We start from the raw sequence: 25,925 nt of genomic DNA on the forward strand, positions 1-25,925 counted from the left end.
CGCCACCCCGATCCCTGTAAACTGCGCCTTTTTGGCGCAAGCACGGAGAGCCCGGCATGTCCGCTTCGATCCTGTATATCCACGGTTTCAACAGCGCGCCTGCGTCCAACAAGGCCAGCCAGTTGATCGGTGTGATGGACACCCTCGGCCTGGCCGAGCAGTTGCGCGTGCCGGCCCTGCATCACCATCCCCGTCAGGCGATTCCTCAATTGGAGGCGGCCATCGCGGAACTGGGGCGGCCACTGCTGGTCGGCAGCTCCCTCGGCGGCTACTATGCAACCCATCTTGCTGAACGCCATGGCCTCAAGGCGCTGCTGGTCAACCCGGCGGTCAGCCCCCATCGGATGTTCGACGGTTACCTGGGCACGCAGAAGAACCTCTACACCGATGAAACCTGGGAACTGACCCACGATCACGTCACGGCGCTGGCCGAGCTGGAAGTCCCGGCACCCCAGGACGCCGCGCGTTATCAGGTGTGGTTGCAGACCGGGGACGAAACCCTGGATTATCGCCTCGCCCAGCAGTATTACCGGGCCTGTGCCTTGCGCATCCAGGCCGGTGGCGACCACGGTTACCAGGGCTTTGCCCGGCAGTTGCCGGCGCTGTTGAGCTTTGCCGGCATTGGCGCCGATCAGTATCAATCCTTCGATTTCGCGGCACTGTAATTGCCTTGCAAATCCCAGGTTACTTTTTAATCGAACGAATCACGACGAGACCCCATGGCCACTCCCAGCGCTAGCTCTTATAACGCCGACGCCATCGAAGTCCTCTCGGGCCTCGACCCGGTGCGTAAACGCCCTGGCATGTACACCGACACCAGTCGGCCGAACCACCTTGCCCAGGAAGTCATCGACAACAGCGTCGACGAAGCCTTGGCCGGGCACGCCAAGTCGGTGCATGTCATTCTCCACGCGGACCACTCCCTGGAAGTGTCCGACGACGGTCGCGGCATGCCGGTGGACATCCACCCGGAAGAGGGCGTGTCGGGCGTCGAGCTGATCCTCACCAAACTGCACGCCGGCGGCAAGTTCTCCAACAAGAACTATCAGTTCTCCGGTGGTTTGCACGGTGTGGGTATTTCCGTGGTCAACGCCCTGTCGACGTTGGTGCGGGTCAGGGTCAAGCGCGACGGCAACGAATATGAGATGACCTTCGCCGATGGTTACAAAGCCACCGACCTGCAGGTGATCGGCACCGTTGGCAAGCGCAACACCGGCACCAGCGTGTACTTCGCCCCGGACCCGAAATACTTCGATTCGCCAAAATTCTCCATCAGCCGCCTCAAGCACGTGCTCAAGGCCAAGGCGGTATTGTGCCCGGGCCTGCTGGTCACCTTTGAAGACAAAGGCACGGGCGAAAAGGTCGAGTGGCACTACGAAGACGGCCTGCGCTCCTACCTGGAAGACGCTGTCAGTGACTTCGAGCGCCTGCCCAACGAGCCGTTCTGCGGTAGCCTGGCCGGGAATAAAGAAGCCGTCGACTGGGCGCTGCTGTGGTTGCCCGAGGGCGGCGACAGCGTGCAGGAAAGCTACGTCAACCTGATCCCCACCGCCCAGGGCGGCACCCACGTCAATGGTTTGCGCCAGGGGCTGCTCGACGCCATGCGCGAGTTCTGCGAATACCGCAGCCTGCTGCCGCGCGGCGTGAAGCTGGCGCCGGAAGACGTGTGGGAGCGCATCGCGTTCGTGCTGTCGATGAAAATGCAGGAGCCGCAATTCTCCGGCCAGACCAAAGAGCGTTTGTCGTCCCGCGAGGCAGCGGCGTTTGTCTCAGGTGTGGTCAAGGACGCCTTCAGCCTGTGGCTCAACGAACATCCGGAACTGGGCCTGGCCCTGGCGGAGCTGGCGATCAACAACGCCGGGCGTCGCCTCAAGGCCAGCAAGAAGGTCGAGCGCAAACGCATCACGGCGGGCCCGGCACTGCCGGGCAAGCTGGCCGATTGCGCCGGGCAGGACCCGATGCGTTCCGAGCTGTTCCTGGTGGAAGGTGACTCCGCCGGCGGTTCCGCCAAGCAAGCGCGGGACAAGGAATTCCAGGCGATCCTGCCGTTGCGCGGCAAGATCCTCAACACCTGGGAAGTCGATGGCAGTGAAGTCCTGGCCAGCCAGGAAGTGCACAACATCGCCGTGGCCATCGGTGTCGACCCCGGCGCGGCGGACATCAGTCAACTGCGCTACGGCAAGATCTGCATCCTCGCCGACGCTGACTCCGACGGTCTGCACATCGCCACCTTGCTGTGCGCGCTGTTCGTGCAGCACTTCCGTCCGTTGGTGGATGCCGGTCACGTCTACGTCGCCATGCCGCCGCTGTACCGTATCGACCTGGGCAAGGAGATTTTCTACGCCCTCGACGAAGGCGAGCGCGATGGCATCCTCGACCGTCTGATCGCCGAGAAGAAACGCGGCAAGCCGCAGGTCACGCGATTCAAAGGCCTGGGTGAGATGAACCCGCCGCAACTGCGCGAAACCACCATGGACCCGAACACGCGGCGCCTGGTGCAACTGACCCTGGAGGACTTCGCCGCCACCTCGGAAATGATGGACATGCTGCTGGCGAAGAAACGCGCGCCGGACCGCAAGTCCTGGCTGGAGTCCAAAGGCAACCTCGCCGAGGTCCTGGGCTGATGCGTACAGGTTTCGCCCTGGCGATCCTGATGTTGAGCGGGTTGGCGGCCACCCAGGTGGTCGCCGCGCCCGTGGCTGAGCTCAAACTGGTGTCCGAACACCCGGTGGACGGCATGCGCGGCGGTAACCTGTCGGGCCTGGCCTTGTGTGGCAAAGAATTGTGGACGGTTTCCGACCGCGACGACGACCAGATCTACCGCCTGGATATCAGCGCGCCGACCTGGCAGGCCGAAACGCTGAAGATCGACGTGCCGCCGGTGCCTGACTCCGGCCTGCCGTGGGGGCTGCGTTCGCGCACCAAGGCCGCGTCGCTGATTCGCGGTGGCGACCTGGATTTTGAAGGCATCAGTTGCGATGCCGCCGGTAACCGCTACGTGGTCAGCGAAGCCCATGCGGCGGTGCTGAAAGTACCGGCGAGCGGTGCGCCCGAGTGGTTGAAGATCGCCTCCGGCATGGTGCGTGAAGCCCGCGCCAGCGGTATGTTGCTGCATTTCAATGCGTTGTTCGAAGGCCTGGCGGTGAACCCCGAAGGCAATCAGATCTGGCTGGCGGCGGAGCGTGAGCGGCGCGGGCTGATTTCCATCAAGCGCCCGCAAAGCCTGTGGGATTGCGACGGCGCGTGCGTGCTGTTGAGCGAGGCCGGCCAGGAAGTGCAGCCGGCGCAGTTCCCCAACGCCAAGGCGGTGTCCAAGGACTTTTCCGACCTGGCGCTGTTCAACGGCAAGTTGTTTACCCTGGAGCGCAACGCGTTTCAGATTTGTCGGCGCGATGCGGTCACGGCCAAGGTCGAGCTGTGCTGGTCGTTTGCTGACGAAACCCTGACGCCCGAGCGGCGCTACGCCCAGTCGTATGGCCTGGCCGAAGCCCTGGTGCTGGACGCAGACGGTGCCTGGTTGGGCATCGACAATAATTTAGGCGCCCGTGCCGATGGCGAGAAACGCCCGGTGGTCTATCGTTTCGCCGCCCCCGCCGGTGGCTGGAGCGCTCAGCCATGAGTCACCCCTGTTTTGAATTGACCCGGCGCCGCGGCATTTCCGCGGCGCCTTACCAAACAATGATGAGGCCCGCATGAGTGACATCCTCGCAGACAGCTTAGACGGCGTAGAACGCCGGTCGCTGGCTGACTTCACCGAAAATGCCTACCTCAACTACTCCATGTACGTGATCATGGACCGTGCCTTGCCGCATATCGGCGACGGCCTGAAGCCCGTACAACGGCGCATCATCTACGCCATGAGTGAGTTGGGACTGGACGCAGATTCCAAGCACAAGAAGTCGGCGCGTACCGTCGGTGACGTGCTCGGTAAGTTCCACCCCCACGGCGACTCGGCCTGCTATGAAGCCATGGTGCTGATGGCCCAGCCGTTCAGCTACCGCTACACGCTGGTGGATGGCCAGGGCAACTGGGGTGCGCCGGATGATCCCAAGTCCTTCGCTGCCATGCGATACACCGAGGCACGCCTGTCGCGTTACTCGGAAGTGCTGCTCAGCGAACTGGGCCAGGGCACCGCGAACTGGGGCCCGAACTTCGACGGCACCCTCGACGAACCCCTGGTGTTGCCGGCACGTTTGCCGAATATCCTGCTCAATGGCACCACCGGCATCGCCGTTGGCATGGCCACCGACGTACCGCCGCACAACCTGCGGGAAGTCGCCACGGCCTGCGTGCGCCTGCTCGATGAGCCCAAAGCCACGGTCGAGCAGCTCTGCGAGCATATCCAAGGCCCGGATTATCCGACCGAAGCGGAAATCATCACGCCGCGCGCCGACCTGCTGAAAATGTACGAAACCGGCAAGGGCTCGGTGCGCATGCGTGCCGTCTACCACGTCGAAGACGGCGACATTATCGTCACCGCGCTGCCGCACCAGGTGTCCGGCGCCAAGGTGCTGGAGCAGATCGCTGCGCTGATGCAGGCCAAGCCGTCGAAATTGCCGCAGGTCACTGACTTGCGTGACGAGTCCGACCACGAAAACCCGTGCCGCATCGTGATTATCCCGACCAACAGCCGGGTCGATCATGAAGTACTGATGCAGCATCTGTTCGCCTGCACGGACCTGGAGTCCAGCTACCGGGTCAACGTCAACATCATCGGCCTGGACGGCAAGCCGCAGCTGAAGAACCTGCGCAATCTGCTGGTGGAGTGGCTGGAGTTTCGCGTGCAGACCGTGCGTCGCCGCCTGCAATTCCGCCTGGACAAGGTCGAGCGTCGCCTGCACCTGTTGGACGGCTTGCTGATTGCCTACCTCAACCTGGATGAAGTGATCCACATCATCCGCACCGCCGAGCACCCGAAAGCCGATCTGATCGCGCGTTTTGAACTCAGCGAGATCCAGGCCGACTACATCCTCGACACCCGTTTGCGTCAGTTGGCGCGACTGGAAGAAATGAAGCTGCGCGACGAACAGGACGCGTTGCTCAAGGAGCAAGCCAAGCTGCAAGCCCTGCTGGGCAGCGAAGCCAAGCTCAAGAAGCTGGTGCGCAGTGAGCTGATCAAAGACGCCGAGACCTATGGCGACGACCGTCGTTCGCCTATCGTTGAGCGCGCAGACGCGAAAGCACTGACAGAAACCGAGCTGTTGCCAAACGAGAAAATTACAGTCGTTCTGTCGGAAAAGGGTTGGGTTCGTTCCGCCAAGGGGCATGATATCGATGCGACCGGCTTGTCGTACAAGGCTGGCGACGGCTTCAAGACCGCCGCCGCCGGGCGGTCCAACCAGTTTGCGGTGTTTATCGACTCCACCGGGCGCAGTTACTCGGTGCCGGCCCACACCTTGCCGTCCGCGCGCGGGCAGGGCGAGCCGCTGACCGGGCGCCTGACGCCGCCACCGGGCGCGAGTTTCGAATGTGTGTTGCTGCCGGACGATGACTCTCTGTATGTGATCGCCTCCGATGCGGGTTACGGCTTCGTGGTCAAGGGCGAAGACCTGCAGGCCAAGAACAAGGCCGGCAAGGCGCTGTTGAGCCTGCCGAACAACGCCAAGGTGATCCTGCCGCGGCCGGTGGACGATCGCGAGGGCAATTGGCTGGCGTCGGTGACCACTGAAGGGCGTTTGCTGGTGTTCAAGATCAGTGACCTGCCGCAGTTGGGTAAAGGCAAAGGCAACAAGATCATCGGTATTCCCGGCGAGCGGGTAGCCAGTCGCGAAGAGTACGTGACGGACATCGCGGTGATCCCGGAATGCTCTACCCTGGTGCTTCAGGCCGGCAAGCGCACGTTGTCGCTGCGCCCTGACGACCTTGAGCACTACAAGGGCGAGCGCGGCCGGCGCGGCAATAAACTGCCTCGTGGCTTCCAGCGCGTGGATGCTTTACTGGTGGAAACGCCCGTTTAGCGCGGATTAGAGCTCTTGATCTACGATTTAACGCGTAGATCGACGCTTTCGCGCTGGAGTCATGGCGCATATTCACGGATGATATGGCCTTTCCAGCGCCGGCGTGGCCGAGCGTGTTTAGGTTATTTTTAGTATTACATTGTGGTTTGCCTTGTGGCAGCCGCCTGGATGGGATGATGACTGCTCCACGCCTTCCTTTTATTTTTATGCTCGCTGGCCTTCTCGGGCTGGCGGGTTGCAGCACACACCAGCCGGTGTCGCTGTACCAACTGGACAGCGGAAGTCCGGCTCAGCCAGCTCAAGCCGCTGGCATGGCCGTCTTGCTGGGCCCGGTTGTTGTCGCTGACTACCTGCAACGCGAAACATTGCTGCAACGTCAGAACGACGGCAGCCTGCAAGGTTCCACCGATGGTCGTTGGGCGGGCAGTTTGTCGTCCGACATCAACCAACTGATGTTGCGCCAGGTGGCGGGTCAGTTGGACAGTCAGCGTGTGGTCCTGGCGCCTGCGCCCACCGGTTTTTCTCCGGATGTGCAGGTGTTGTTGACCATTACCCGGCTCGACTCCGGTACCTCGCAACCGGCGATTCTCGATGCGCAATGGCGCTTGATCGATCGCCGCGGCCAGGTGCGTGATAGCCGCATCGTGCATCTGCAGGAAGAGCATGCTGGCACCACCGCGTCCCAGGTCCAGGCCCAGGGCATGCTGTTGCAGCATCTGGCGCAGCAGTTGTCGGTGGCCCTCAAACCATTGGCCAACCAGCCAGCGGTCGCCGAGGCGCCGCGCAAGCAAGCGCCAGTACAGGCCAAGCCGGCTGCACCGGAAAAGCCGAAAATTCCGATGGCTACGCCGATCCGCACGGATATGGAAGTGTTCAGGTTCTGATCTGAATGGCTCCAACAAAAAAGGCCCGCTGATTCAGCGGGCCTTTTGTTTGGTGCGATTTACTTGAGGCGTGTGGCGTCCAAATGTGGGAGGGGGCTTGCCCCCGATAGCGATGTGTCAGTTGCAGCCGTTTTGACTGACACGCCGTCATCGGGGGGTACAGACCGGAGACATCCTTTACGTTTGAAACCGGAGACATCGTTTACATGTATTAATCATGGCCAGGAGGTAACTGGCCATGTCATGGAATCGAGAGTCCCCTATGGATCAAAAAGTCAGATTGATAGGCGACTGGCTGTCCGGCGCCTATTCAAAACGTCAACTGGCATTGAGCTACGGCATTAGTCGACCGACCTTGGACAAGTGGCTGCAACGGTATGCCACTGCTGGCCTGGACGGGCTCAAGGACGCCTCACGCCGTCCACTCTCAAGCCCTTTTCAAACGTGCGATGCGCATATTGCTGCTCTAATCGAGCTCAAGCATCAACACCATGACTGGGGCCCCAAAAAGCTGGTCAAGGTCCTTTCCAATCGCTATCCGGAATGTCATTGGCCGGCACCCAGCACGGCGGGGGAATGGCTCAAACGAGCGGGACTGGTTCAAGAGCGGCGCAAGCGCAATCGCCCGCCTACCGGCCCCGTCAAACTTCGCCCGGCAGATCTCCCCAATCAAACGTGGGCCGCTGACTTCAAAGGCGACTTTTTAATGGCGGATGGCCGACGCTGTTACCCGCTGACGCTCACGGATCAGGCCAGCAGATTCATATTGTTGTGTCGTGCGCAGCCCAGTGTGGCTGGGGCCCGCGAGGGTTTTGACTGGGCTTTTCGCGAGTACGGTCTGCCTGATGTCATCCGGACTGACAACGGTTCACCTTTCGCCTCAACCGGTCTCAGCAGGCTCTCCAGTCTGGCCGTCTGGTGGATACGGCTGGGTATCTACCCAGAGCGTATTCAGCCGGGGCGACCCGATCAGAACGGGCGGCATGAGCGTATGCATCGCTCACTCAAGGCCGCGTTACTGAAGACGCCAGAGGCCAATATGGTCCAGCAGCAGTTGGCGTTTGAACGATTTCGACAGGAATTCAATCATGATCGGCCGCACGAGGCGTTAGACATGAAGGTGCCGAACGATCTGTACGATAAATCGCCAAGGATCTATACAGGCTGGGTACCTCCTGCCGAATATGGAGCGGATATGGAGGTACGCAAAGTCAGAACAGACGGGTCAATGAAGTGGAGGGGCAGGATGATCTTTTTGAGTGAGTCACTGGTAGGAGAGTCCGTTGGACTGCGAGAAGTGGACGACAACGTGTGGGACATGTACCTATGTAACTATCCACTGGGTAGGCTAGACAGCGGTGCAAGCCGGCTATCCAGCACCCAGAAACGTAAAGGATGTCCCCGGTCTCGTTTGTAAAGGATGTCTCCGTCCGTACAGGGGCAAGCCCCCTCCCACATGGGTTCAATGGTGTCCCTAGGGCTTGGCACGGGTATCGTGCATTCGCGCCAACTGCCGCTCCAGCATCGATGGATACGGCTCCATCAAGCGCTCTACACAACTGGCGCCCTCAGGGCTGGCAATCGGGCGGATACGTGCGCGTTGGCGGATCAGTGTGTCTTCACTGATCTTGCGCTCCACCAGCAGCAGGTTGCGGCTGTGTTGGGACAAGGCCAGGGCGTCCTGGGCGATCTCGGTCAGCAACAGGTCGATCTGGCTCATGCCGAACAGGTCGTCGCCGACGGTCAGGCCCAGTTGCAACTGCAACGTGATGCCGCTGTCGGCCACTTCGATCTGCAACTCGTGGCCCAGGGCGCGTAGCAGCTCGCCGCAGCAGATGGCGTTGGTCAGGTAGTCTTCGCCGCTGTCTTCGCTGTGGAACAGCATCAGTGTGCTGCCATCGTTCAGGGTGTGCAGTTCGCTCTGGTAGAGCGAGGCGGCCTGGTCGAGGCAGTCGCGGTAGCGTTCCAGTAATTCCGTCAGGCGGGCGCGGGGCAGGCGGCGCAGTTGGTCCTGGGCGCCCAGTTGCACGGCCAGGACGGCACTGTGCTGGGGCTCGGCATTCCTTACCGGTGCGGGCTTCGGCGCGACGACCGGGCTGCTGGCGGAGGTGTCGCGCAGGTCGGCGAACGGATCTTCGTCGTCCAGCTCGTCTTCTTCGGCCCTGAGCACATGGCGTGGTGCAGGCTTCAAGCCCGCGACCGGCGCGCTTTCGTCAAAGCCCGGGTCGCGCAGGTTGCGCACTTCAAAGGCGGGCTCGTCGTCGTAATCGCTGTCGTCGAACTCGGGCTCGGGTTCAACCTCGGGCGCTACCGGTTCCGGGGCGAAGCTGGTGTGAAGCTGGCGCGCAAGGTCGCCGATCTCGTCCTGACGATCGGTGGCCGGGGTGTGTTCGTCGATATCCCGCAGCCAGATGCGCAGTTGCATCAGCGGCGTGGAGATATGCCGCCCCAGGCGCAGGCTCAAGGCCAGGGCCAGGGCTAGCAGGATCGCGCTGAGGATGCCCATGCTTTGCAGGCTGATGGTCATCGGCTGCTGGAATTGCTGCATGTCCAGGCTGATGCGCAATTGGCCGGCTTTCACATCCTGAAACGTGATATTGCTCTGGTACAGGCCTTCGGCTTCACCCAACAGGCCGTTTTTCGGGCGTTGCCCGGCTTCGGCCATGATCCGGTTGTCCACGCTGTAGATGGCGGCGTGGGCCACCAGCGGGTTCTTGGTCAGGTTGTTGAGCAGCACGTTGAGGCTGAGGATGTCGTTGGACACCAGCAGTTCGGTCGCCGAGGTGGCGGTCTGGGTGGTCAAGCTCTCGCCCAGGGCATCGGCTTGCTCGTGCATGGCCTGTTTGAACTGCAAACCCATCACGCAGGCGTAGATCACCAGTGCCAGAGCGACCAGGATCACGTTATGGCTGGCGATGCGTAATGCGATCGGTACACGGCGGTGGCGCAGTGCCCGGAAGATCAGCAGGAAGAAGTTATCGGTTTTTACTGGCGTGGGCCGGTTCACTTGAGCTCGGCTCTTTAGTCCGTGAAATTGACGCGCAGTATAGCGACAGGCCCAAGACCGGCAAAGCGTTGGCTGTGCCCGGTGGTCACTGAAAGTGGGTAGAATGCGGTTTTTTTCCAGCCTGGGGGTGCGCTTTGCGCGAAATTGTCCTGATTAACATCACGGGGGAAGACCGACCAGGTCTCACCGCCGCCATTACCGGTGTTTTGGCCCAGGGTGGTGTGAACATTCTCGATATCGGCCAGGCGGTGATCCACGACACCCTGTCGTTCGGGATTCTGGTGGAAATTCCCAGCACCGAGCAGGCGTCGTCCGTCCTCAAGGACATTCTGTTTACCGCGTACAAGCTGGATCAGCAGGTGCGCTTTACCCCGGTGTCCGAAGAGGATTACCGGCAGTGGGTGTCCGGCCAGGGCAAAAAGCGCCATATCGTGACCTTGTTGACCCGCAAAGTGACGGCTGAGCAGTTGCAGCGCGTCAGCTCGATCACCGCGCAATACGGTTTGAATATCGACCATATCGACCGTCTGTCGGGCCGCATGCCATTGGACACGCCGGCTGACCAGGGCAAGGGCTGCATCGAATTCTCCGTGCGCGGCGAGCCGGCTGACCCCCAAGCCTTGCGTGCCGACTTCCTGAGCGTGGCCCAGGAGCTGAATGTCGATATCGCCTTCCAGGAAGACTCGCTGTTCCGCCGCAACCGCCGCCTGGCGGTGTTCGATATGGACTCCACGCTGATCGAAGCTGAAGTCATCGACGAACTGGCCAAGGCTGCCGGTGTGGGTGAGCAAGTCTCCGCGATTACCGAGCGCGCCATGGCCGGCGAGCTGGACTTTCGTGCCAGCTTCAAGGAACGCCTGGCGCTGCTCAAAGGCCTGGATGTCAGCGTACTGGATTCGATCGGCGCCTCCCTGCGCCTGACCGAAGGCGCCGAAACGCTGTTCGCCGAACTCAAGCGCCTGGGCTACAAGACCGCGATCCTGTCCGGCGGCTTCACCTACTTCGCCAAGCAATTGCAGGCCAAGCTGGGCATCGACTATGTGTTCGCCAACGAGCTGGAAGTGGTGGATGGCAAGGTGACCGGTGTGGCCGTGGAGCCGATCGTCGACGCGCAGCGCAAGGCCGACTTGCTGCGGGAATTGGCGCACAAGGAAGGTTTGCGTCTGGAGCAGACCATTGCGGTCGGCGACGGTGCGAATGACTTGCCGATGCTGGCGATTGCCGGGTTGGGCGTGGCGTTTCGCGCCAAGCCGCTGGTCAAGCAATCGGCCAAGCAGGCGATTTCGACCCTTGGGTTGGACGGTGTGCTGTATTTGCTGGGCTTTCGCGACCGTGATGGTCAGCTCTAACTGACAAAATGCGGTTAAAAATGTGGGAGGGGGCTTGCCCCCGATGGCAGAGTATCAGTCAACACATGAGTGACTGACCCACCGCTATCGGGGGCAAGCCCCCTCCCACATTGGATTTTCGGTGTTTGAATCAGGCTTTCGGTGAACCGATACCCTGACCCATCTGTACCGGCGAACCCGCCACCAGTGCTTCTGCCCACGTCACCTGATCTGGCCCGAACAGCACGATCGCAGTCGAACCCAGCTTGAAGCGACCCAGCTCCGCACCTTTCTCCAGGTGGATCGGCGCACGCGCGGCTTCGTCGTAGCGGAAGGTTTTCAGCGCGCGCTTGGGCGGCGTGACCAGGCCGGCCCATACGGTTTCAATAGACGCCACAATCATAGCGCCGACCAATACCACGGCCATCGGGCCGCGTTCGGTGTCGAACAGGCAGACAACACGCTCGTTACGCGCAAACAGCTCCGGCACGTTCTCGGCGGTGGTCTGGTTGACCGAGAAAATCCGCCCTGGCACGTAGACCATCTCACGCAAGGTGCCCGCCAGTGGCATATGCACCCGGTGGTAGTCCTTCGGCGACAGGTAGATGGTGGCGAAATCGCCGCCCATGAACGGCGCAGCCACGGCCGCATCGCCGCCCAGCAATTCCAGCACACTGAAACTGTGGCCCTTGGCCTGGAACACGCGACCATGTTCGATCGGGCCGAGCTGGCTGACGGCGCCATCGGCGGGGCTCAGGACGGCGCCCGGGGTTTGATCCAGTGGGCGCGCGCCGTCTTTCAGGGCGCGGGTGAAGAATGCGTTGAAGTGCTCGTAGGCAGTCACGTCTTCAACCAGGGCCTGGGACATGTCCACCTGATAGCGCTTGGCGAACCAAGTGGTGAAGGCGTTCTTGAACCAGCGCACGCGGCACTCGGCAATGCAGCCGGCCAGGCGCGACAGCAGGTGGTGCGGCAGCAAGTACTGGCTGAGGATGAACAACTGCTTTTTCATTAACTGTCCTTAAACCTTAAATCTCGACGGGGGTGTCGGGGTGGTTGCCCCATTCGCCCCAGGAACCGGCATAACCTTTGACTCGCGGATAACCGAGCGCCTTGGCCACCAGGTAGGTGAAGCCAGAGCGGTGGTGAGTCTGGCAGTGGGTGATGATTTCTTTGTCGCGGGTCAGCCCGAGGTTTTCGAGGATCTGTGGCATGTCGCGGCGGATGCGCAGGTCGCGCGCCTTGTCCATGCCGGCGGTCCATTCGAAGTTCACGGCGCCGGGGATGTGACCGCCCTTGGCTGCCAGGACTTTTTCGCCGGAATATTCCAGCGGGCCGCGTGCGTCCCAGATGCCCAGGTCGGCAGCGCCAAGACGGCTTTGCAGGTATTCGCGGGTCGCGGTGGGGCCGTCATGCAAGGTGAGGCTGACTGGCCCGCCAGCCGGGGCCGGCACCTCGGTAGACAGCGGGTGCTTGTCTGCCAGCCACGCCACCAGGCCGCCGTCGAGGTAGTGGTATTTCGTGTGGCCGATCACGTCGAGCAGCCAGATAAAACGTCCGGCCCAGCCACCGCCTTCGTCGTCATAGACCACGTAGGTCGCGTCCGGGGTGTGGCCCAGTTCGCCGAACAGTTTCTCCAGATCAGCCTTGTTCGGCAACAGACCGGGGGCTGGCGCCTGGCCCAGTTGGGTGCGCTTGGGGTCAACGAAATGCGCGCCGGGGATATGCCCTTCGGCGTAGCGGGCGGCGCTGGTGAGGTCCACCAGAATCAGCTGGTCGGCATCGAGGCGGCCAAGCAGGTCGCTGGATTCGATCACCAGCGGCAAGCCAGAGAAGTCAGGCATGTGAGGTCTCCTGGGCACAAATGTTGGCGATAAAAGACGGCGATTGTAGCGCAAGCATCAACCGGTGCGGTTGGTAAAGCTGTGCAGGGCTTTTTCGATGCATTGAGCGGTTTTACCGAAGGCCTGCACGGTGGTTTCCGAGAGCGGCCCACCACCCTGGTCGGCGATCATCACCATGACCACCCGGCCATTGCAGCTCAGTGAGCGCAACAGCAGGTGTTCGCCGTTGAACAGGCGACGCAGGATCGGCGGCAACAATGCGGCGAATTGCGCGTGGTTGTCGGGCGTGAAGCGCACTTGGGCGGGTTTTTCGAGCATGCGTTGCAGCAGCGTGCTGTTGACCACGTCCAGGCTCAAGTTCGTGGCGTCCTTCGGCAGGCCGGCGGCCTGGTGGACGCGCAAGGTGCTCAGGGCGCGATCCGCCATGAACAGCAAGACGCGCTGCATGCCGCTGGCCTCCAGGGCTTCCTTCGCGCAGGTGGTCAGGTGCATGGCGTTGGCGAAGCGGCTCGGCTCCACCAGCAGTTCGGTGCAACGCTTGCGCCAAACGGCCAGGGCCTCGGCCGTCGGCGGCGGTGCGGGCAGCAGGCCGCGATGGATTTTCTGTACATGCCACGGCCAGATCAGCGACAGCGCCGGGTGCCAGAGGTCGGGCATCAAGGTTGCGCGAGCGTTGATCACCGCTTGCTGGTGAACCTGTTGCTGCACCTCGCTCAACGGCTGTTGCAGGTACAGCGCGGTGAGGTATTGCCAGCGTTCGGTGTGCGGGCAGGTCCAGGACTCCTGGGCCGACATCGCCAGGCCGTTGGCCAGCAACACCGTATTGGCCGGCTGGTTCAGCCAGCGCCGCAAATTGGGCTCGGCATCCAGCAGTTGTTGCTGGCGCAGTGGGTCGTCTTCCCGGGCGATGTGCAGTGCCTTGACCAGCAGGCGTTGCTCGGTCAGCAACAGGTGATAGCCCTGGGATACCCAGATCGGCAGGTGCCAGGTTTCGGTCAAGCCGAGGCACAGGTCCAGCAGGCGCACGCCGAACAATTCCTGCTCGACCCGGCGCGCCGATTGGCCTTTGTGGATCACCCGCAACTCCCATTCTTCCAGGAGCTTGGGGTAGGCCACCGCCATCGGCCACAACGGCGCCAGAAACAGCAGGCTGCCCCAGTGGATGTCCTGCCACAACCGCGCCAGGCGGCTGGCGAACAAACCGCTGGCTTGCTGCGACGCATGCCGGCTGACCAGCACCAGTTGGCGAAAGGCGACGGGGATTTCATTCATCGGCACCGACGGCAGCCGTGCCAGCAGGTCCTCGGCGCGTTTGAGGCCGAGACGGTTAAGTGCCACCTCAAGGTTTTCTGCCGGTTCCGCCAGGCTGCCATGGGTGTGGCTGTTGGCCTCGCGCATCACGCTGAGCACCAGCGACGGGCTGCCCTGCATCAGCTCGGCAATATCTCGCAAAGAACTGCGACTGTCGCGGATGGCTTTGCACACGCGTTCGTGGCTGGCCTGGGGAACGGGCAACCGGACTTCGTCCAGGCACTTGATCCAAGCGGCGAGAGAGATGGGTCTTACAGATGGGTCTGTCTTTTCATTGGCCATGATTGGGGCGCGATCATCACTTACTTCAACACGCCCTGAACGGGCCGAACTGGCTTTTCGCCTTGACGGCCTATAGTCTGGCGCAGTTTTGCCGATAAGTAGAACAAGAGTTTTTCAGTTACCCCAAATATGTCCATGAACCCGACGGCGCAAGTACAAAACCCCTATGGCTAAAATAATCGGCATCATCGTCGTCCTTGCAAGTGTGCTCGGTGGCTATGTCCTGTCTCACGGCAAGATTGCTGCGTTGATCCAGCCCTTCGAAGTGATGATTATTGGCGGCGCGGCATTCGGCGCATTCTTGCAGGCCAACCCCGGCTACATGACCATGCACGTGATCAAGAAGTCGCTGGGCATGTTCAGCTCGCGCTTCTCCCACACCTTCTACATGGAAGTGCTGGGGCTGGTTTACGAGATCCTCAACAAGAGTCGCCGTGAAGGCATGATGGCTATCGAAGCGGACATCGAGGACGCTGCGGCGAGCCCGATTTTCGCCAAGTACCCGGCAGTGCTCAAAGACGAGCGCATGACCGCCTACATCTGCGACTACTTGCGCATCATGTCCTCCGGCAACATGGCCCCCCACGAGCTGGAAGGCCTGTTCGACATGGAATTGTTCAGCCTCAAAGAAGAGCTGGAACACCCGTCTCACGCAGTCACCGGCGTTGCCGACGGCATGCCCGGCTTCGGTATCGTTGCGGCGGTACTCGGTATCGTGGTGACCATGGCGTCCCTCGGCGAGGGTGACCAGGCGGCCATCGGCATGCACGTGGGTGCGGCGCTGGTCGGTACGTTCTTCGGTATTCTTGCGGCCTACGGTTTCTTCGGCCCGCTCGCGACCTCCCTGGCCCACGATGCCAAGGAAGAAATCAATCTGTATGAAGCGATCAAGGCCAGCCTGGTGGCTTCGGCCTCCGGCATGCCGCCTTCGCTGGCGGTGGAATTCGGTCGTAAGGTGCTGTACCCGAAACATCGCCCGAGTTTTGCCGAGCTGGAACAAGCGGTTCGCGGTCGCTAAGCCATGGAAAACAACCAGCCGATAATCATCAAGCGCGTCAAGCGCTTCGCTGCGGGGCACCATGGTGGCGCCTGGAAAATCGCCTTCGCCGACTTTGCAACGGCGATGATGGCGTTCTTCCTGGTGCTGTGGCTGATGTCCACCGCGACCCCCGAGCAAAAGATCGCCATCGCCGGTTACTTCAAAGACCCGATTGGTTTCTCGGAAAGCGGCACGCCGTTCGTGATCGACCTGGGCGGTTCGCCGCAGTTGGCGCCGGAGCGCACCATCAACCCTGAGGTCAAGACCGAGGCGCCGCAGGAAAACATTCCGATCGAGCGCAAAACCGTCGAAAGCCTGGCCGAACAGGTCGAGCAGGAGCGCCTCGAATTGTTGCTGAAGGAGTTGCAGACCAAGGTTGATGAAAACCCGCAGTTGCTGAAATTCAAGGATCAGATTTCCTTCGAAATCACCCCGGACGGTTTGCGCATCCAGATCACCGACGCCGCCAACCGGCCGATGTTCGACTCCGGCAGTGCGCGGTTGAAGCCGTACTTTGAAGACATCCTGCTGGCCATGGCCGACACCATCAAGGCTGTGCCGAACAAGATCAGCGTCAGCGGCCATACCGATGCCAAGCCGTATGCGGGGCAAGGCGATTTCGGCAACTGGGAACTCTCGGCCAACCGCGCCAACGCCGCCCGGCGTGCGTTGGTGGCCGGCAGCTACCCGGACTCGCAAGTGGCGCGGGTGGTGGGTTTTGCTTCGTCGCAGCTGTTTGATGCCAAGGACCCGTTCAACCCGATCAACCGCCGGATCGATATTGTTGTGCTGACCAAAAAGGCTCAGCGTGCGATTGAAGGTGATCAGCCGCCACCGCCACCGCCACCGACCCCAGATGCGGGTGCGCAGGGCGGAGCACCGGTCGACCCGAACGCTATTCCGCCGGGGCAGGAGCCATTGCCGGCGCATGAGCTGCGGCAGAAGCTGAACCTGTTTGATGATGGCGGCGCGAAAGACCCGACGGCGCCTGTCAAGGGCTCGTAAGCCGCATACAACAAGGCCGCGATAAACGCGGCCTTGTTGTATGCGCTGTTTAGTAACTGCTCTCTGGCAAGCTCGCAATAATCGACCGATAGCTGTTCATCCGCTGCTGCTGCACGCGGCCATCTTCCAGCGCCTTGAGCAGGGCACAACCGGGTTCGCGGTCGTGTTTGCAGTCGCGGAAGCGGCAGGTGCCGATCAGGTCGTTGAACTCGATGAAACCGGCTTCCACGTCGCTGCGGCTGACATGGCCGAGGCCGAATTCACGAATGCCCGGGGAGTCGATCAGCTCACCGCCGCCGGGGAAGTGGAACAACCGCGCGGTGGTGGTGGTGTGGGTGCCCTGGCCGGACAGCTCCGACAGCGGGCCGACACGGGTGTCGACTTCCGGCAGCAGGCTGTTGACCAGCGATGACTTGCCCACGCCAGACTGGCCGACGAATACGCTGATGCGCCCGTCCAACTGTTGTTGCAGTTGTTCCATGCCATTGCCGTGATGGGCCGACACTTCCAGCACCGGGTAGCCCAGGGTGCGGTAGACCGCCAGCAACGCGTTGAGCGCCGGGGCGTTCTGTTCGTCGATCAGGTCGAATTTGTTCAGCAACAACAGCGGACGAATGCCCGCATGCTCGGCCGCGACCAGATAACGGTCGATCAGGTTGGCATGGGGCTCGGGCAGGGGCGCGAAGACGATGACGATCATGTCGACGTTGGCCGCCACCGGCTTCAACTGGCCGCGGCTGTCGGGGCGGCGCAGTTCGGTGGTGCGGGGCAGTTGGGCGACGATCACGCCGATGCCTTGGTTGCCGGCACGCCACACCACTCGGTCGCCGGTCACCAGCGCCGGCAGGTTGGCGCGCAGGTGGCAGCGGAAGACCTGGCCGGCGAGCTCGCCTTCGAGCGCCTCGACTTCGACCTGCACACCAAAGTGCGCGATCACCAGGCCCGTTTGTTCGGGGCCCAGGTCGCCGCCCTCGAGCGCTTCCACGGCGGAGGATTCACGTTTGGCGGCGCGTGCGGCGCGTTCGCCCTGAATCTTTTCGATGCGCCAGTTTTGGCGACGGTTGAGCTGGCGTTTGGCCATTGGTGTTCCGTGTCGATAATGCAAAGGTTAGGTAAAACGGTCGCGAGTCTAGCACGGCCCCGCCTGCTAAACTGTGCGGCTACGCCAAGGTGCCAAGAGAATCAAGCCATGCAAAACCCACAAAATCTGATTTGGATCGATCTGGAAATGACCGGTCTGAACCCCGACACCGACGTCATTATCGAGATGGCGACCATTGTCACCGACAGCAACCTCAATACCTTGGCCGAAGGTCCGGTGATCGCCATCCACCACAGCGACGCCATCCTCGCCACCATGGACGAGTGGAACACCCGCACCCACGGCAACTCCGGCCTGACCCAGCGCGTGCGTGACAGCCGCATCAGCATGGCCGAAGCCGAAGCCGAAACCATCGCCTTCCTGGAAAAGTGGGTGCCCAAGGGCAAGTCGCCGATCTGCGGTAACAGCATCTGCCAGGACCGCCGCTTTCTTTATACCCACATGAAGGCACTGGAAAGCTACTTCCACTACCGCAACCTGGATGTGTCCACTCTTAAGGAGCTGGCCGCGCGCTGGGCGCCGGAAGTCAAAGACAGCTTCCATAAAGGCAGCGCTCACTTGGCGCTGGATGATATTCGTGAGTCGATCGCCGAGTTGCAGCACTACCGCAAGCACTTCATCAAGGCTTGATGCATGGGGCGTCTGGGTCTTTCGCCAAGCGCCCTCTTTTGGTGCCATCAGCAAATGATTAGACTGCGCGCCTCTTTGAAAGGATCGCCATCATGCTGCTGATGCTCTACCTCATCGCCATCACTGCCGAAGCCATGACCGGTGCCTTGTCTGCCGGTCGGCGCGGCATGGACTGGTTTGGCGTGGTGCTGATCGCCTGTGTGACAGCGTTGGGCGGCGGTTCGGTGCGCGATGTGCTGCTCGGGCATTACCCGCTGACCTGGGTCAAGCACCCGGAATACCTGGTGCTGACGTCCGTCGCCGCGCTGGTGACGATCTTTATCGCACCGCTCATGCGCCGCCTGCGCTCGCTGTTTCTGGCGCTGGATGCCGTGGGTTTGGTCGCCTTTACCCTGATCGGCTGCATGACCGCCCTGGAAATGGGCCACGGTATGCTGGTGGCGTCGGTCAGCGGTGTGATCACCGGGGTGTTTGGCGGCATCCTGCGGGATATTTTCTGCAACGACATCCCGCTGATCTTTCGCCGTGAGCTGTACGCCAGCGTGTCATTCCTCGCCGCCTGGTTCTACTTGCTGTGTCTCTATCTGCAACTGCCGGGCGAGCAGGCGATTATGCTCACCCTGTTCAGCGGCTTTCTCCTGCGCCTGCTGGCGATCCGTTTTCACTGGGAAATGCCCAAGTTCATCTACAACGACGACGTTCATTGACGCTCGGCGTGCTGTTTCAGCGCCCATTCCACGTGTTCGCGCACCAGCTCCGAGGGGTAGTCCCGGCGCGCCTTCAAGGCTTCCAGCACCGGAATGCTCGATGGCGCATTGCCCAGGCCCACCGCCAGGTTGCGCAGCCAGCGCTCGTAGCCGGCGCGGCGTAGGGGCGAGCCTTCGGTGCTGCTGAGGAATTTATCCTCGTCCCACATAAACAGTTCGGCCAGTTGCGCGTTATCCAGGTTGTGCCGTGGCTTGAAATCGCTTTCGGCGGTGGAGCGGGCGAAACGATTCCATGGGCAAACGATCTGACAGTCATCGCAACCGAAAACCCGGTTGCCGATCAGTGGGCGCAAGTCTTCAGGGATCGCGCTCTTGAGTTCGATGGTCAGGTAGGAAATGCAGCGCCGCGCGTCCAGCACGTAAGGCCCGACGAACGCGTTGGTCGGGCAGATATCCAGACAGGCGGTACAGCGGCCGCAATGTTCGGTGGCGTGGGGCGGATCGACCGGCAGCGGCAAGTCGACAAACAGCTCGCTCAGGAAGAAGTAGCTGCCGGCCTTGCGATTGAGGACCAGGGTGTTTTTGCCGATCCAGCCCAGCCCGGCTTTCTCGGCGATGGCTTTTTCGAGCACCGGTGCGCTGTCGACAAAGGCGCGAAAGCCGAAGGGGCCGATTTGCGCCTGGATGCGTTCGGCCAGTTGCTGCACGCGCTTGCGGATCAGCTTGTGGTAGTCGCGGCCGAGGGCGTAACGGGAGATGTAGGCTTTTTCCGGTTGGGCCAGCCGTTGCGCCATGTGCGTATCGCCGGGCAGGTAGTCCATGCGCAGCGAGACTACGCGCAAGGTGCCCGGCACCAACTCTTCGGGGTGCGAGCGTTTGCTGCCGTGGGCGCCCATGTACTCCATCTCGCCGTGGTAACCCGCGTCGAGCCAGCGTTGCAGGTGCTGTTCATGCTCGGCCAGGTCCAGGCCGCTGATGCCGACTTGTTGAAAGCCCAGCTCGCGGCCCCAGTCTTTGATCGATTGGGCGAGCGCGGGCAGATCGGAGGTAATAGCAGGCATGAGACACGGGAAACCACAGGTTAGATAGGTATAATTCTGCCAGACATCGGAGCTTGAAGACGCATGCCGCAGACAAAACACGCAATAACCGACGTTCAGCCCCTGTTGCCCGGCGATTTGCCGCAACTGGCTGCGCGTTCCCCGGACGCCCATAAAGGCCGGTTCGGTCATCTGCTGGTCATCGGTGGTGACAGAGGCTTTGGCGGCGCGGCGTTGCTCAGTGCCGAAAGTGCGCTGCGCAGCGGCGCGGGCATGGTGTCCCTGGCGACCCGCCTTGAGCACGTGCCCGCCGCATTGGCGCGCTTGCCGGAAGTCATGACCGTCGGCGTGAGTTCGGCCAACCAATTGATGGGGTTGCTGGAAAAGATCTCGGTTATCGTCATCGGTCCGGGCCTGGGCGATGCCGCCTGGGGCAAGAGCCTGCTGTCCGTCGCCGCCAACGCCAAGCAGCCGCAAGTCTGGGACGCCGATGCCTTGAATCAGCTGGCGACCGGCAGCGTAAGCCTTCCCGCCAACTGCGTGATCACCCCGCATCCAGGCGAAGCCGCGCGTTTGATGGGGATGTCGACAGCAGAGGTTCAGGCGGATCGTCTTAAGGTGGCGCGCGCGTTGAGCCAGAAATTCAACGCCGTGGCTATTCTCAAGGGGGCGGGCAGTTTGATCGCCAGCCCGGACGGCCGCGTTGCGCGTTGCGACCAAGGCCATCCGGCCATGGCGACCGCAGGGCTCGGCGACGTGTTGGCCGGCCTGGTGGGCGCGTTGCTCGCGCAGGGTATGCCCGCGTATGACGCCGGTTGCCTGGCCGTGTGGTTGCACGCCACGGCGGGAGCTCGGCAGGGCACCTTGGGTCGCGGCCTGGCTGCCAGCGACCTGATACCCGCCATTCGTCAATTGCTTGAGGAACAGTCACCGTGTCTGAAGTAATTCTTTTCCTGGCGGATGAAGCGGCAATGGTCGCCTTCGGTCATCGGATTGCCCAGGTGACAGGCGGGGCGGGGCTGATCTTTCTCGAAGGCGACCTGGGGGCGGGCAAGACCACGCTGTCCCGGGGGATCATTCGCGGGTTGGGCCATGCGGGGGCGGTGAAAAGTCCGACCTTTACGTTGGTCGAACCTTATGAGATCGGTGCGATAAGAGCCTTCCACTTTGACCTCTATCGCCTGGTAGACCCCGAAGAGCTGGAGTACATGGGGATTCGGGATTATTTCGAGGATGACGCGCTGTGCCTGATCGAGTGGCCAGATAAAGGCACAGGCTTTTTGCCAAAGCCGGACCTGACCATTACCATTACGCCGCATGATCACGGACGTCGGCTGAAGTTGTTGCCCCAGGGCGCGCGCGGTGAGTCGTGGTGCGCCGCTCTGGCATTGGAATTCAAATAATTGGTGGGGTTCGGTATGCGCTTTCGCGCGTTGGTTGCTGTCGTAGGGGTGTTGCTTGCGGCAATGACTGTCAATGCTCTGGCTGCGTCACAGGTGAAGAGTGTTCGCCTGTGGCGAGCGCCGGATAACACGCGACTGGTGTTCGACCTGTCTGGCCCGGTCCAGCACAGCGTCTTTACCCTGACGGCGCCTGATCGCCTGGTGATCGACATCAACGGTGCGAGCCTGGCCGCGCCGCTGAAAATCTCCACCGCCAACACGCCAATTACCAGCATGCGCTCGGCCCAGCGCACGCCGACCGATCTGCGCGTGGTCATCGACCTGAAAAAGGCCGTGACCCCGAAAAGTTTCGCCCTGGCGCCCAACGCCCAGTACGGCAACCGCCTGGTGGTCGACCTGTTCGACAACGCCGCGGATGCCGCACCGCCGCCCGCGCCGACGCCAAGCGTGGCGACCGTTCCGGCCGTGCCGGTCAGCCCGTCGCAACCGCAGGTCAAGTTGCCACCGCCGCCGCCGGCGCCGGCGGGTAAACGCGACATTATCGTGGTGATCGACGCCGGTCACGGCGGCGAAGACCCGGGCGCTTCCGGCTCGCGTGGCCAGCATGAAAAAGACGTGGTGTTGGCCATCGCCCGTGAATTGCAGCGCCAGGTCAGCGGCATGAAAGGCTATCGCGCCGAGCTGACCCGTACCGGCGACTACTTCATCCCGCTGCGCGGCCGCACTGAAATTGCGCGCAAGAAGGGTGCCGACCTGTTCGTCTCGATCCACGCCGACGCCGCGCCTTCGGCCGCCGCCTTTGGCGCCTCGGTGTTTGCCCTGTCGGATCGCGGCGCCACGTCCGAGACCGCGCGCTGGCTGGCCGACAGTGAAAACCGTTCCGACTTGATCGGTGGGGCCGGCAACGTGTCCCTCGACGACAAGGACAAGATGCTTGCCGGTGTACTGCTCGACCTGTCGATGACCGCCTCGCTGACCTCCAGCTTGAACGTCGGGCAGAAAGTCCTGAGCAACATCGGTCGCGTGACATCGCTGCACAAACAGCGTGTGGAGCAGGCCGGGTTCATGGTGTTGAAATCGCCGGACATCCCGTCGATCCTGGTGGAAACCGGATTTATCTCCAACTCCAACGAAGCCTCGAAACTGGCCAGCGCCAGCCACCAGCAGGCATTGGCACGCTCCATCAGTGCCGGTGTGCGCCAGTTCTTCCAGCAGAACCCGCCGCCGGGCACGTATGTCGCCTGGCTGCGCGACTCCGGGAAAATCGCCCAGGGCCCGCGTGACCATCGCGTGCAGCCTGGCGACACCCTGGCCATGCTGGCGGTGCGTTTCCAGGTGTCGCCTGCGACGTTGCGCAGCGCCAACAACCTGAAAACCGATGAGTTGAAGGTCGGCCAGGTGTTGACCATCCCCGGCACTGAATTGGCGGCACAGTAATGAGTGAATCGATCCTCAACAGCGGCTCGCGCATCGAGCTGCTCAGCCCGCGCCTCGCCAACCAGATTGCGGCGGGCGAGGTGGTCGAGCGGCCGGCGTCGGTGATCAAGGAGTTGCTGGAAAACAGCATCGACTCCGGCGCCAAGCGCATCGATGTCGACGTCGAGCAGGGCGGCGTCAAGCTGCTGCGGGTGCGTGACGACGGCAGCGGCATCTCCTCCGATGACCTGCCGCTGGCCCTGGCGCGGCACGCCACCAGCAAGATTCGCGACCTGGAAGACCTTGAACGGGTGATGAGCCTGGGCTTTCGCGGTGAGGCCCTGGCCTCGATCAGCTCCGTGGCGCGCCTGACCCTGACCTCCCGCACGCGCAGCGCCGACCAGGCCTGGCAAGTGGAGACCGAAGGCCGCGACATGGCGCCTCGGGTCCAACCGGCTGCGCATCCGGTGGGCACTTCGGTGGAAGTGCGCGACCTGTTCTTCAACACCCCGGCGCGGCGCAAATTCCTCAAGGCCGAGAAAACCGAATTCGATCACCTGCAGGAAGTCATCAAGCGCCTGGCTCTGGCGCGGTTCGACGTGGCATTCCACCTGCGTCACAACGGCAAGACCATCCTCAGCCTGCACGAAGCCAACGACGACGCCGCGCGCGCCCGGCGGGTGGCGGCGGTCTGCGGCGCGGGGTTCCTGGAGCAGGCGCTGCCGATTGAAATCGAACGCAATGGCTTGCGCCTGTGGGGTTGGGTGGGGTTGCCGACGTTCTCCCGCAGCCAGGCAGACTTGCAGTATTTCTTTGTGAACGGGCGGGCGGTGCGCGACAAACTGGTGGCCCACGCGGTGCGCCAGGCGTATCGCGACGTGCTGTTCAACGGGCGGCACCCGACGTTTGTGCTGTTCTTCGAGGTCGACCCGTCGGTGGTCGACGTCAACGTTCACCCGACCAAGCATGAAGTGCGCTTCCGTGATGGGCGCATGGTGCATGACTTCCTCTACGGCACCTTGCACCGCGCGCTGGGCGATGTGCGTCCGGATGACCAACTGTCCGCGCCGATCGTGACGGCGGTGGTTCGCCCGAGTGGCCCGGAAGCCGGCGAGTTCGGCCCACAGGGCGAAATGAGCCTGGCGGGCAACCTGCTGCAATCGCCGCAACCACAGCCGAACTACACGGCGCCGGGCTCGGGTCCGGGGGCGGGCTATCAGTATCAATACACTCCGCGTCCGCAATCGGCGGTGCCGGTAGCTGAGGCGCAGGCGGCCTATCGTGAATTCTTTGCGCCGCTGCCGGGGGCCGAGCCGAGCGCGGTCGCGTTGCCCGAAGGTGGCGGGGATATTCCGCCGCTGGGCTATGCATTGGCGCAACTCAAGGGCATCTACATCCTTGCGGAAAACGCCCACGGCCTGGTGCTGGTGGACATGCACGCGGCCCACGAGCGGATCATGTATGAGCGCCTGAAAATCGCCATGGCCAGCGAAGGCCTGAGCGGCCAGCCGCTGCTGGTGCCGGAATCCCTGGCGGTCAGCCAGCGTGAAGCCGATTGTGCCGAAGAGCACGCCAGCGTGTTCCAGAAACTCGGTTTCGAACTGCAACGCCTGGGCCCGGAAACCCTGGCGATCCGCCAGATTCCCGCGCTGCTCAAGCAAGCCGAGGCCAACCGGTTGGTGGCCGACGTCTTGGCGGACCTGATGGAATACGGCACCAGTGACCGTATCCAGGCGCACATCAACGAACTGCTCGGCACCATGGCCTGCCACGGCGCGATCCGCGCCAATCGCCGCCTGGCCTTGCCGGAAATGAACGGCCTGCTGCGCGACATGGAAAACACCGAGCGCAGCGGACAATGCAACCATGGCCGACCGACCTGGACCCAAATGGGCCTGGACGATCTGGACAAACTGTTCTTGCGCGGCCGTTGATGAGTGCCTTGCCCCCCGCGATCTTCCTGATGGGCCCCACGGCCGCCGGCAAGACCGACCTGGCCATCGAGCTGAGCAAAGTGCTGCCCTGCGAGCTGATCAGTGTCGACTCTGCCTTGGTTTACCGCGGTATGGATATCGGCACGGCCAAGCCTTCAAAGGAACTGCTGGCGCACTATCCGCACCGGTTGATCGACATCATCGACCCCGCAATGAGCTATTCGGCGGCAGATTTCCGCAGCGACGCGCTGGCGGCCATGGCCGAGATCACCGCGCGCGGCAATATCCCGCTGCTGGTGGGCGGCACGATGCTCTACTACAAGGCTTTGCAGGAAGGCCTGGCGGAGATGCCGCCGGCCGACGCCCAGGTGCGCGCCGAGCTCGAAGAAGAAGCGGCGCGCCTTGGCTGGCAAGCCTTGCACGACCAGTTGGCGGCGGTGGACCCGGTGTCCGCCGCGCGCATCCACCCGAACGATCCCCAGCGCCTCAGCCGAGCCTTGGAAGTCTGGCGGGTAAGTGGTCAGACCATGACCGAGCATCGGCAGCGACAATCTGCGCAAAGTGCTGACGCAGGCGCATCGGGGCGCTCACAATTGCCCTATACTGTGGCGAATCTGGCGATTGCTCCGGCAAATCGCCAGGTGCTGCATGAACGAATTGCACAAAGATTCACAATTATGTTGGAACAGGGGTTTGTGGACGAGGTCGTAGCACTGCGTTCAAGAGGTGACCTGCATCCCGGGTTGCCTTCGATACGTGCTGTAGGCTATCGCCAAGTCTGGGATCATCTGGATGGCAAGCTGACGTCAGCCGAAATGCAGGAACGCGGCATCATTGCCACGCGCCAGTTGGCGAAACGCCAGTTCACCTGGCTGCGCAGTTGGAGCGATTTGCACTGGCTGGACAGCCTGGACAGCGACAATCTGTCACGCGCCTTGAAATACTTGGGAACGGTCTCCATATTGAGCTGAGTCCTTGCAATTGCCGTCTATCCTTGGGGGTGTGACGGCCATAAGCTATCTATTTTCCGATTTTT

22 protein-coding genes are annotated in these 25,925 nt (G+C 62.2%); 16 read left to right on the forward strand and 6 right to left on the reverse strand.

Translation table 11 applies throughout. The annotated features are described in order from the left end of the window. The first annotated feature begins 56 nt into the window (after nucleotides 1-56). From U5A08_RS02475 to U5A08_RS02500, 6 genes are all read left to right on the forward strand, one after another. Entirely contained in the window at nucleotides 57-665 is a 609-nt protein-coding gene (locus tag U5A08_RS02475; protein WP_321850142.1) for a YqiA/YcfP family alpha/beta fold hydrolase, read from the forward strand. A gap of 54 nt (nucleotides 666-719) precedes the next feature. Beyond that, nucleotides 720-2,624, forward strand: coding sequence for a DNA topoisomerase IV subunit B (gene parE / locus U5A08_RS02480; protein WP_253393053.1), 1,905 nt, complete (start codon nucleotides 720-722; stop codon nucleotides 2,622-2,624). Then, entirely contained in the window at nucleotides 2,624-3,619 is a 996-nt protein-coding gene (locus U5A08_RS02485; RefSeq protein ID WP_321850144.1) for an esterase-like activity of phytase family protein, read from the forward strand. Before parE ends, U5A08_RS02485 begins: the two co-directional genes overlap by 1 nt. A gap of 73 nt (nucleotides 3,620-3,692) precedes the next feature. Then, a complete protein-coding gene (parC, locus tag U5A08_RS02490) occupies nucleotides 3,693-5,957 on the forward strand; it encodes a DNA topoisomerase IV subunit A (RefSeq protein WP_321850145.1) in 2,265 nt (754 codons plus the stop codon). A 173-nt stretch (nucleotides 5,958-6,130) separates the two neighbouring features. Next, a complete protein-coding gene (locus U5A08_RS02495) occupies nucleotides 6,131-6,841 on the forward strand; it encodes a PqiC family protein (RefSeq protein WP_321850147.1) in 711 nt (236 codons plus the stop codon). A gap of 238 nt (nucleotides 6,842-7,079) precedes the next feature. After that, the gene (locus U5A08_RS02500) at nucleotides 7,080-8,258 is read left to right on the forward strand and encodes an integrase core domain-containing protein (RefSeq protein WP_425262813.1); all 1,179 of its coding nucleotides are present in this window, start codon (nucleotides 7,080-7,082) and stop codon (nucleotides 8,256-8,258) included. Between the two features lie 57 nt (nucleotides 8,259-8,315). On the opposite strand, the gene U5A08_RS02505 is transcribed toward U5A08_RS02500, so the two are convergent. Then, nucleotides 8,316-9,848, reverse strand: a complete 1,533-nt coding sequence (locus U5A08_RS02505; RefSeq protein WP_321850149.1) for an AhpA/YtjB family protein — start codon at nucleotides 9,846-9,848, stop codon at nucleotides 8,316-8,318. A gap of 134 nt (nucleotides 9,849-9,982) precedes the next feature. On the opposite strand from U5A08_RS02505, the gene serB reads away from it, so the two are divergent. After that, nucleotides 9,983-11,197, forward strand: coding sequence for a phosphoserine phosphatase SerB (gene serB / locus U5A08_RS02510; protein ID WP_247401834.1), 1,215 nt, complete (start codon nucleotides 9,983-9,985; stop codon nucleotides 11,195-11,197). Nucleotides 11,198-11,327: 130 nt separating this feature from the next. Here the strand turns inward: serB and asd are convergent, their stop codons facing one another. Genes asd through U5A08_RS02525 form a run of 3 tightly spaced genes read right to left on the reverse strand, consistent with a single transcriptional unit; the run spans nucleotide 11,328 to nucleotide 14,613 of the window. After that, nucleotides 11,328-12,188: an archaetidylserine decarboxylase gene (gene asd, locus U5A08_RS02515; protein ID WP_321850150.1), complete on the reverse strand. Its 861-nt coding sequence runs from the start codon at nucleotides 12,186-12,188 to the stop codon at nucleotides 11,328-11,330. A gap of 16 nt (nucleotides 12,189-12,204) precedes the next feature. Then, nucleotides 12,205-13,020 carry a thiosulfate sulfurtransferase gene (gene rhdA, locus U5A08_RS02520; protein WP_253393067.1) on the reverse strand — a complete coding sequence of 272 codons (816 nt, stop codon included), beginning with the start codon at nucleotides 13,018-13,020 and terminating at the stop codon, nucleotides 12,205-12,207. A 57-nt stretch (nucleotides 13,021-13,077) separates the two neighbouring features. Continuing rightward, nucleotides 13,078-14,613, reverse strand: a complete 1,536-nt coding sequence (locus tag U5A08_RS02525; RefSeq protein WP_253393069.1) for an HDOD domain-containing protein — start codon at nucleotides 14,611-14,613, stop codon at nucleotides 13,078-13,080. 166 nt (nucleotides 14,614-14,779) lie between these two features. On the opposite strand from U5A08_RS02525, the gene motA reads away from it, so the two are divergent. Together motA and motB are read left to right on the forward strand one after the other, a co-directional pair. After that, nucleotides 14,780-15,631: a flagellar motor stator protein MotA gene (gene motA, locus U5A08_RS02530; RefSeq protein WP_321850152.1), complete on the forward strand. Its 852-nt coding sequence runs from the start codon at nucleotides 14,780-14,782 to the stop codon at nucleotides 15,629-15,631. A 3-nt stretch (nucleotides 15,632-15,634) separates the two neighbouring features. Beyond that, entirely contained in the window at nucleotides 15,635-16,657 is a 1,023-nt protein-coding gene (motB, locus tag U5A08_RS02535) for a flagellar motor protein MotB (protein ID WP_321850154.1), read from the forward strand. A gap of 49 nt (nucleotides 16,658-16,706) precedes the next feature. On the opposite strand, the gene rsgA is transcribed toward motB, so the two are convergent. Next, a complete protein-coding gene (gene rsgA / locus U5A08_RS02540; protein WP_071491684.1) occupies nucleotides 16,707-17,738 on the reverse strand; it encodes a small ribosomal subunit biogenesis GTPase RsgA in 1,032 nt (343 codons plus the stop codon). A 108-nt stretch (nucleotides 17,739-17,846) separates the two neighbouring features. Between rsgA and orn the strand changes: the two genes are divergently transcribed. Together orn and U5A08_RS02550 are read left to right on the forward strand one after the other, a co-directional pair. Then, entirely contained in the window at nucleotides 17,847-18,389 is a 543-nt protein-coding gene (orn, locus tag U5A08_RS02545) for an oligoribonuclease (protein WP_253393075.1), read from the forward strand. 89 nt (nucleotides 18,390-18,478) lie between these two features. Next, nucleotides 18,479-19,096: a trimeric intracellular cation channel family protein gene (locus U5A08_RS02550; protein ID WP_247401860.1), complete on the forward strand. Its 618-nt coding sequence runs from the start codon at nucleotides 18,479-18,481 to the stop codon at nucleotides 19,094-19,096. On the opposite strand, the gene queG is transcribed toward U5A08_RS02550, so the two are convergent. After that, a complete protein-coding gene (gene queG / locus U5A08_RS02555) occupies nucleotides 19,090-20,157 on the reverse strand; it encodes a tRNA epoxyqueuosine(34) reductase QueG (protein ID WP_253393077.1) in 1,068 nt (355 codons plus the stop codon). The two genes, U5A08_RS02550 and queG, sit on opposite strands and share 7 nt — an antisense overlap. Before the next feature lie 63 nt (nucleotides 20,158-20,220). Between queG and U5A08_RS02560 the strand changes: the two genes are divergently transcribed. Genes U5A08_RS02560 through miaA form a run of 5 tightly spaced genes read left to right on the forward strand, consistent with a single transcriptional unit; the run spans nucleotide 20,221 to nucleotide 25,860 of the window. Next, entirely contained in the window at nucleotides 20,221-21,081 is an 861-nt protein-coding gene (locus tag U5A08_RS02560; protein WP_253393079.1) for an NAD(P)H-hydrate dehydratase, read from the forward strand. Beyond that, a complete protein-coding gene (tsaE, locus tag U5A08_RS02565; protein WP_253393088.1) occupies nucleotides 21,069-21,539 on the forward strand; it encodes a tRNA (adenosine(37)-N6)-threonylcarbamoyltransferase complex ATPase subunit type 1 TsaE in 471 nt (156 codons plus the stop codon). The genes U5A08_RS02560 and tsaE overlap by 13 nt, the downstream gene beginning before the upstream one ends. A 15-nt stretch (nucleotides 21,540-21,554) precedes the next feature. Continuing rightward, nucleotides 21,555-22,976 carry an N-acetylmuramoyl-L-alanine amidase gene (locus U5A08_RS02570; protein WP_253393090.1) on the forward strand — a complete coding sequence of 474 codons (1,422 nt, stop codon included), beginning with the start codon at nucleotides 21,555-21,557 and terminating at the stop codon, nucleotides 22,974-22,976. Continuing rightward, nucleotides 22,976-24,889 carry a DNA mismatch repair endonuclease MutL gene (mutL, locus tag U5A08_RS02575; protein WP_321850155.1) on the forward strand — a complete coding sequence of 638 codons (1,914 nt, stop codon included), beginning with the start codon at nucleotides 22,976-22,978 and terminating at the stop codon, nucleotides 24,887-24,889. The genes U5A08_RS02570 and mutL overlap by 1 nt, the downstream gene beginning before the upstream one ends. Then, nucleotides 24,889-25,860, forward strand: coding sequence for a tRNA (adenosine(37)-N6)-dimethylallyltransferase MiaA (gene miaA / locus U5A08_RS02580; protein ID WP_253393094.1), 972 nt, complete (start codon nucleotides 24,889-24,891; stop codon nucleotides 25,858-25,860). Before mutL ends, miaA begins: the two co-directional genes overlap by 1 nt. Nucleotides 25,861-25,925 lie beyond the last annotated feature (65 nt).

The sequence above is a fragment of the Pseudomonas paraveronii genome (genome assembly GCF_963681955.1).
GTDB lineage: Bacteria > Pseudomonadota > Gammaproteobacteria > Pseudomonadales > Pseudomonadaceae > Aquipseudomonas > Aquipseudomonas paraveronii.

Excerpts from the sequence above, each read along its gene's own strand:
- U5A08_RS02475 (WP_321850142.1), top strand. The coding sequence starts at position 57 with ATGTCCGCTTCGATCCTGTATATCCACGGTTTCAACAGCGCGCCTGCG.
- parE (WP_253393053.1), top strand. The coding sequence starts at position 720 with ATGGCCACTCCCAGCGCTAGCTCTTATAACGCCGACGCCATCGAAGTC.
- U5A08_RS02485 (WP_321850144.1), top strand. The coding sequence starts at position 2,624 with ATGCGTACAGGTTTCGCCCTGGCGATCCTGATGTTGAGCGGGTTGGCG.
- parC (WP_321850145.1), top strand. The coding sequence starts at position 3,693 with ATGAGTGACATCCTCGCAGACAGCTTAGACGGCGTAGAACGCCGGTCG.
- U5A08_RS02495 (WP_321850147.1), top strand. The coding sequence starts at position 6,131 with ATGATGACTGCTCCACGCCTTCCTTTTATTTTTATGCTCGCTGGCCTT.
- U5A08_RS02500 (WP_425262813.1), top strand. The coding sequence starts at position 7,080 with ATGTCATGGAATCGAGAGTCCCCTATGGATCAAAAAGTCAGATTGATA.
- asd (WP_321850150.1), bottom strand. The coding sequence starts at position 12,188 with ATGAAAAAGCAGTTGTTCATCCTCAGCCAGTACTTGCTGCCGCACCAC.
- rhdA (WP_253393067.1), bottom strand. The coding sequence starts at position 13,020 with ATGCCTGACTTCTCTGGCTTGCCGCTGGTGATCGAATCCAGCGACCTG.
- U5A08_RS02525 (WP_253393069.1), bottom strand. The coding sequence starts at position 14,613 with ATGGCCAATGAAAAGACAGACCCATCTGTAAGACCCATCTCTCTCGCC.
- motA (WP_321850152.1), top strand. The coding sequence starts at position 14,780 with ATGGCTAAAATAATCGGCATCATCGTCGTCCTTGCAAGTGTGCTCGGT.
- motB (WP_321850154.1), top strand. The coding sequence starts at position 15,635 with ATGGAAAACAACCAGCCGATAATCATCAAGCGCGTCAAGCGCTTCGCT.
- rsgA (WP_071491684.1), bottom strand. The coding sequence starts at position 17,738 with ATGGCCAAACGCCAGCTCAACCGTCGCCAAAACTGGCGCATCGAAAAG.
- orn (WP_253393075.1), top strand. The coding sequence starts at position 17,847 with ATGCAAAACCCACAAAATCTGATTTGGATCGATCTGGAAATGACCGGT.
- queG (WP_253393077.1), bottom strand. The coding sequence starts at position 20,157 with ATGCCTGCTATTACCTCCGATCTGCCCGCGCTCGCCCAATCGATCAAA.
- U5A08_RS02560 (WP_253393079.1), top strand. The coding sequence starts at position 20,221 with ATGCCGCAGACAAAACACGCAATAACCGACGTTCAGCCCCTGTTGCCC.
- U5A08_RS02570 (WP_253393090.1), top strand. The coding sequence starts at position 21,555 with ATGCGCTTTCGCGCGTTGGTTGCTGTCGTAGGGGTGTTGCTTGCGGCA.
- mutL (WP_321850155.1), top strand. The coding sequence starts at position 22,976 with ATGAGTGAATCGATCCTCAACAGCGGCTCGCGCATCGAGCTGCTCAGC.
- miaA (WP_253393094.1), top strand. The coding sequence starts at position 24,889 with ATGAGTGCCTTGCCCCCCGCGATCTTCCTGATGGGCCCCACGGCCGCC.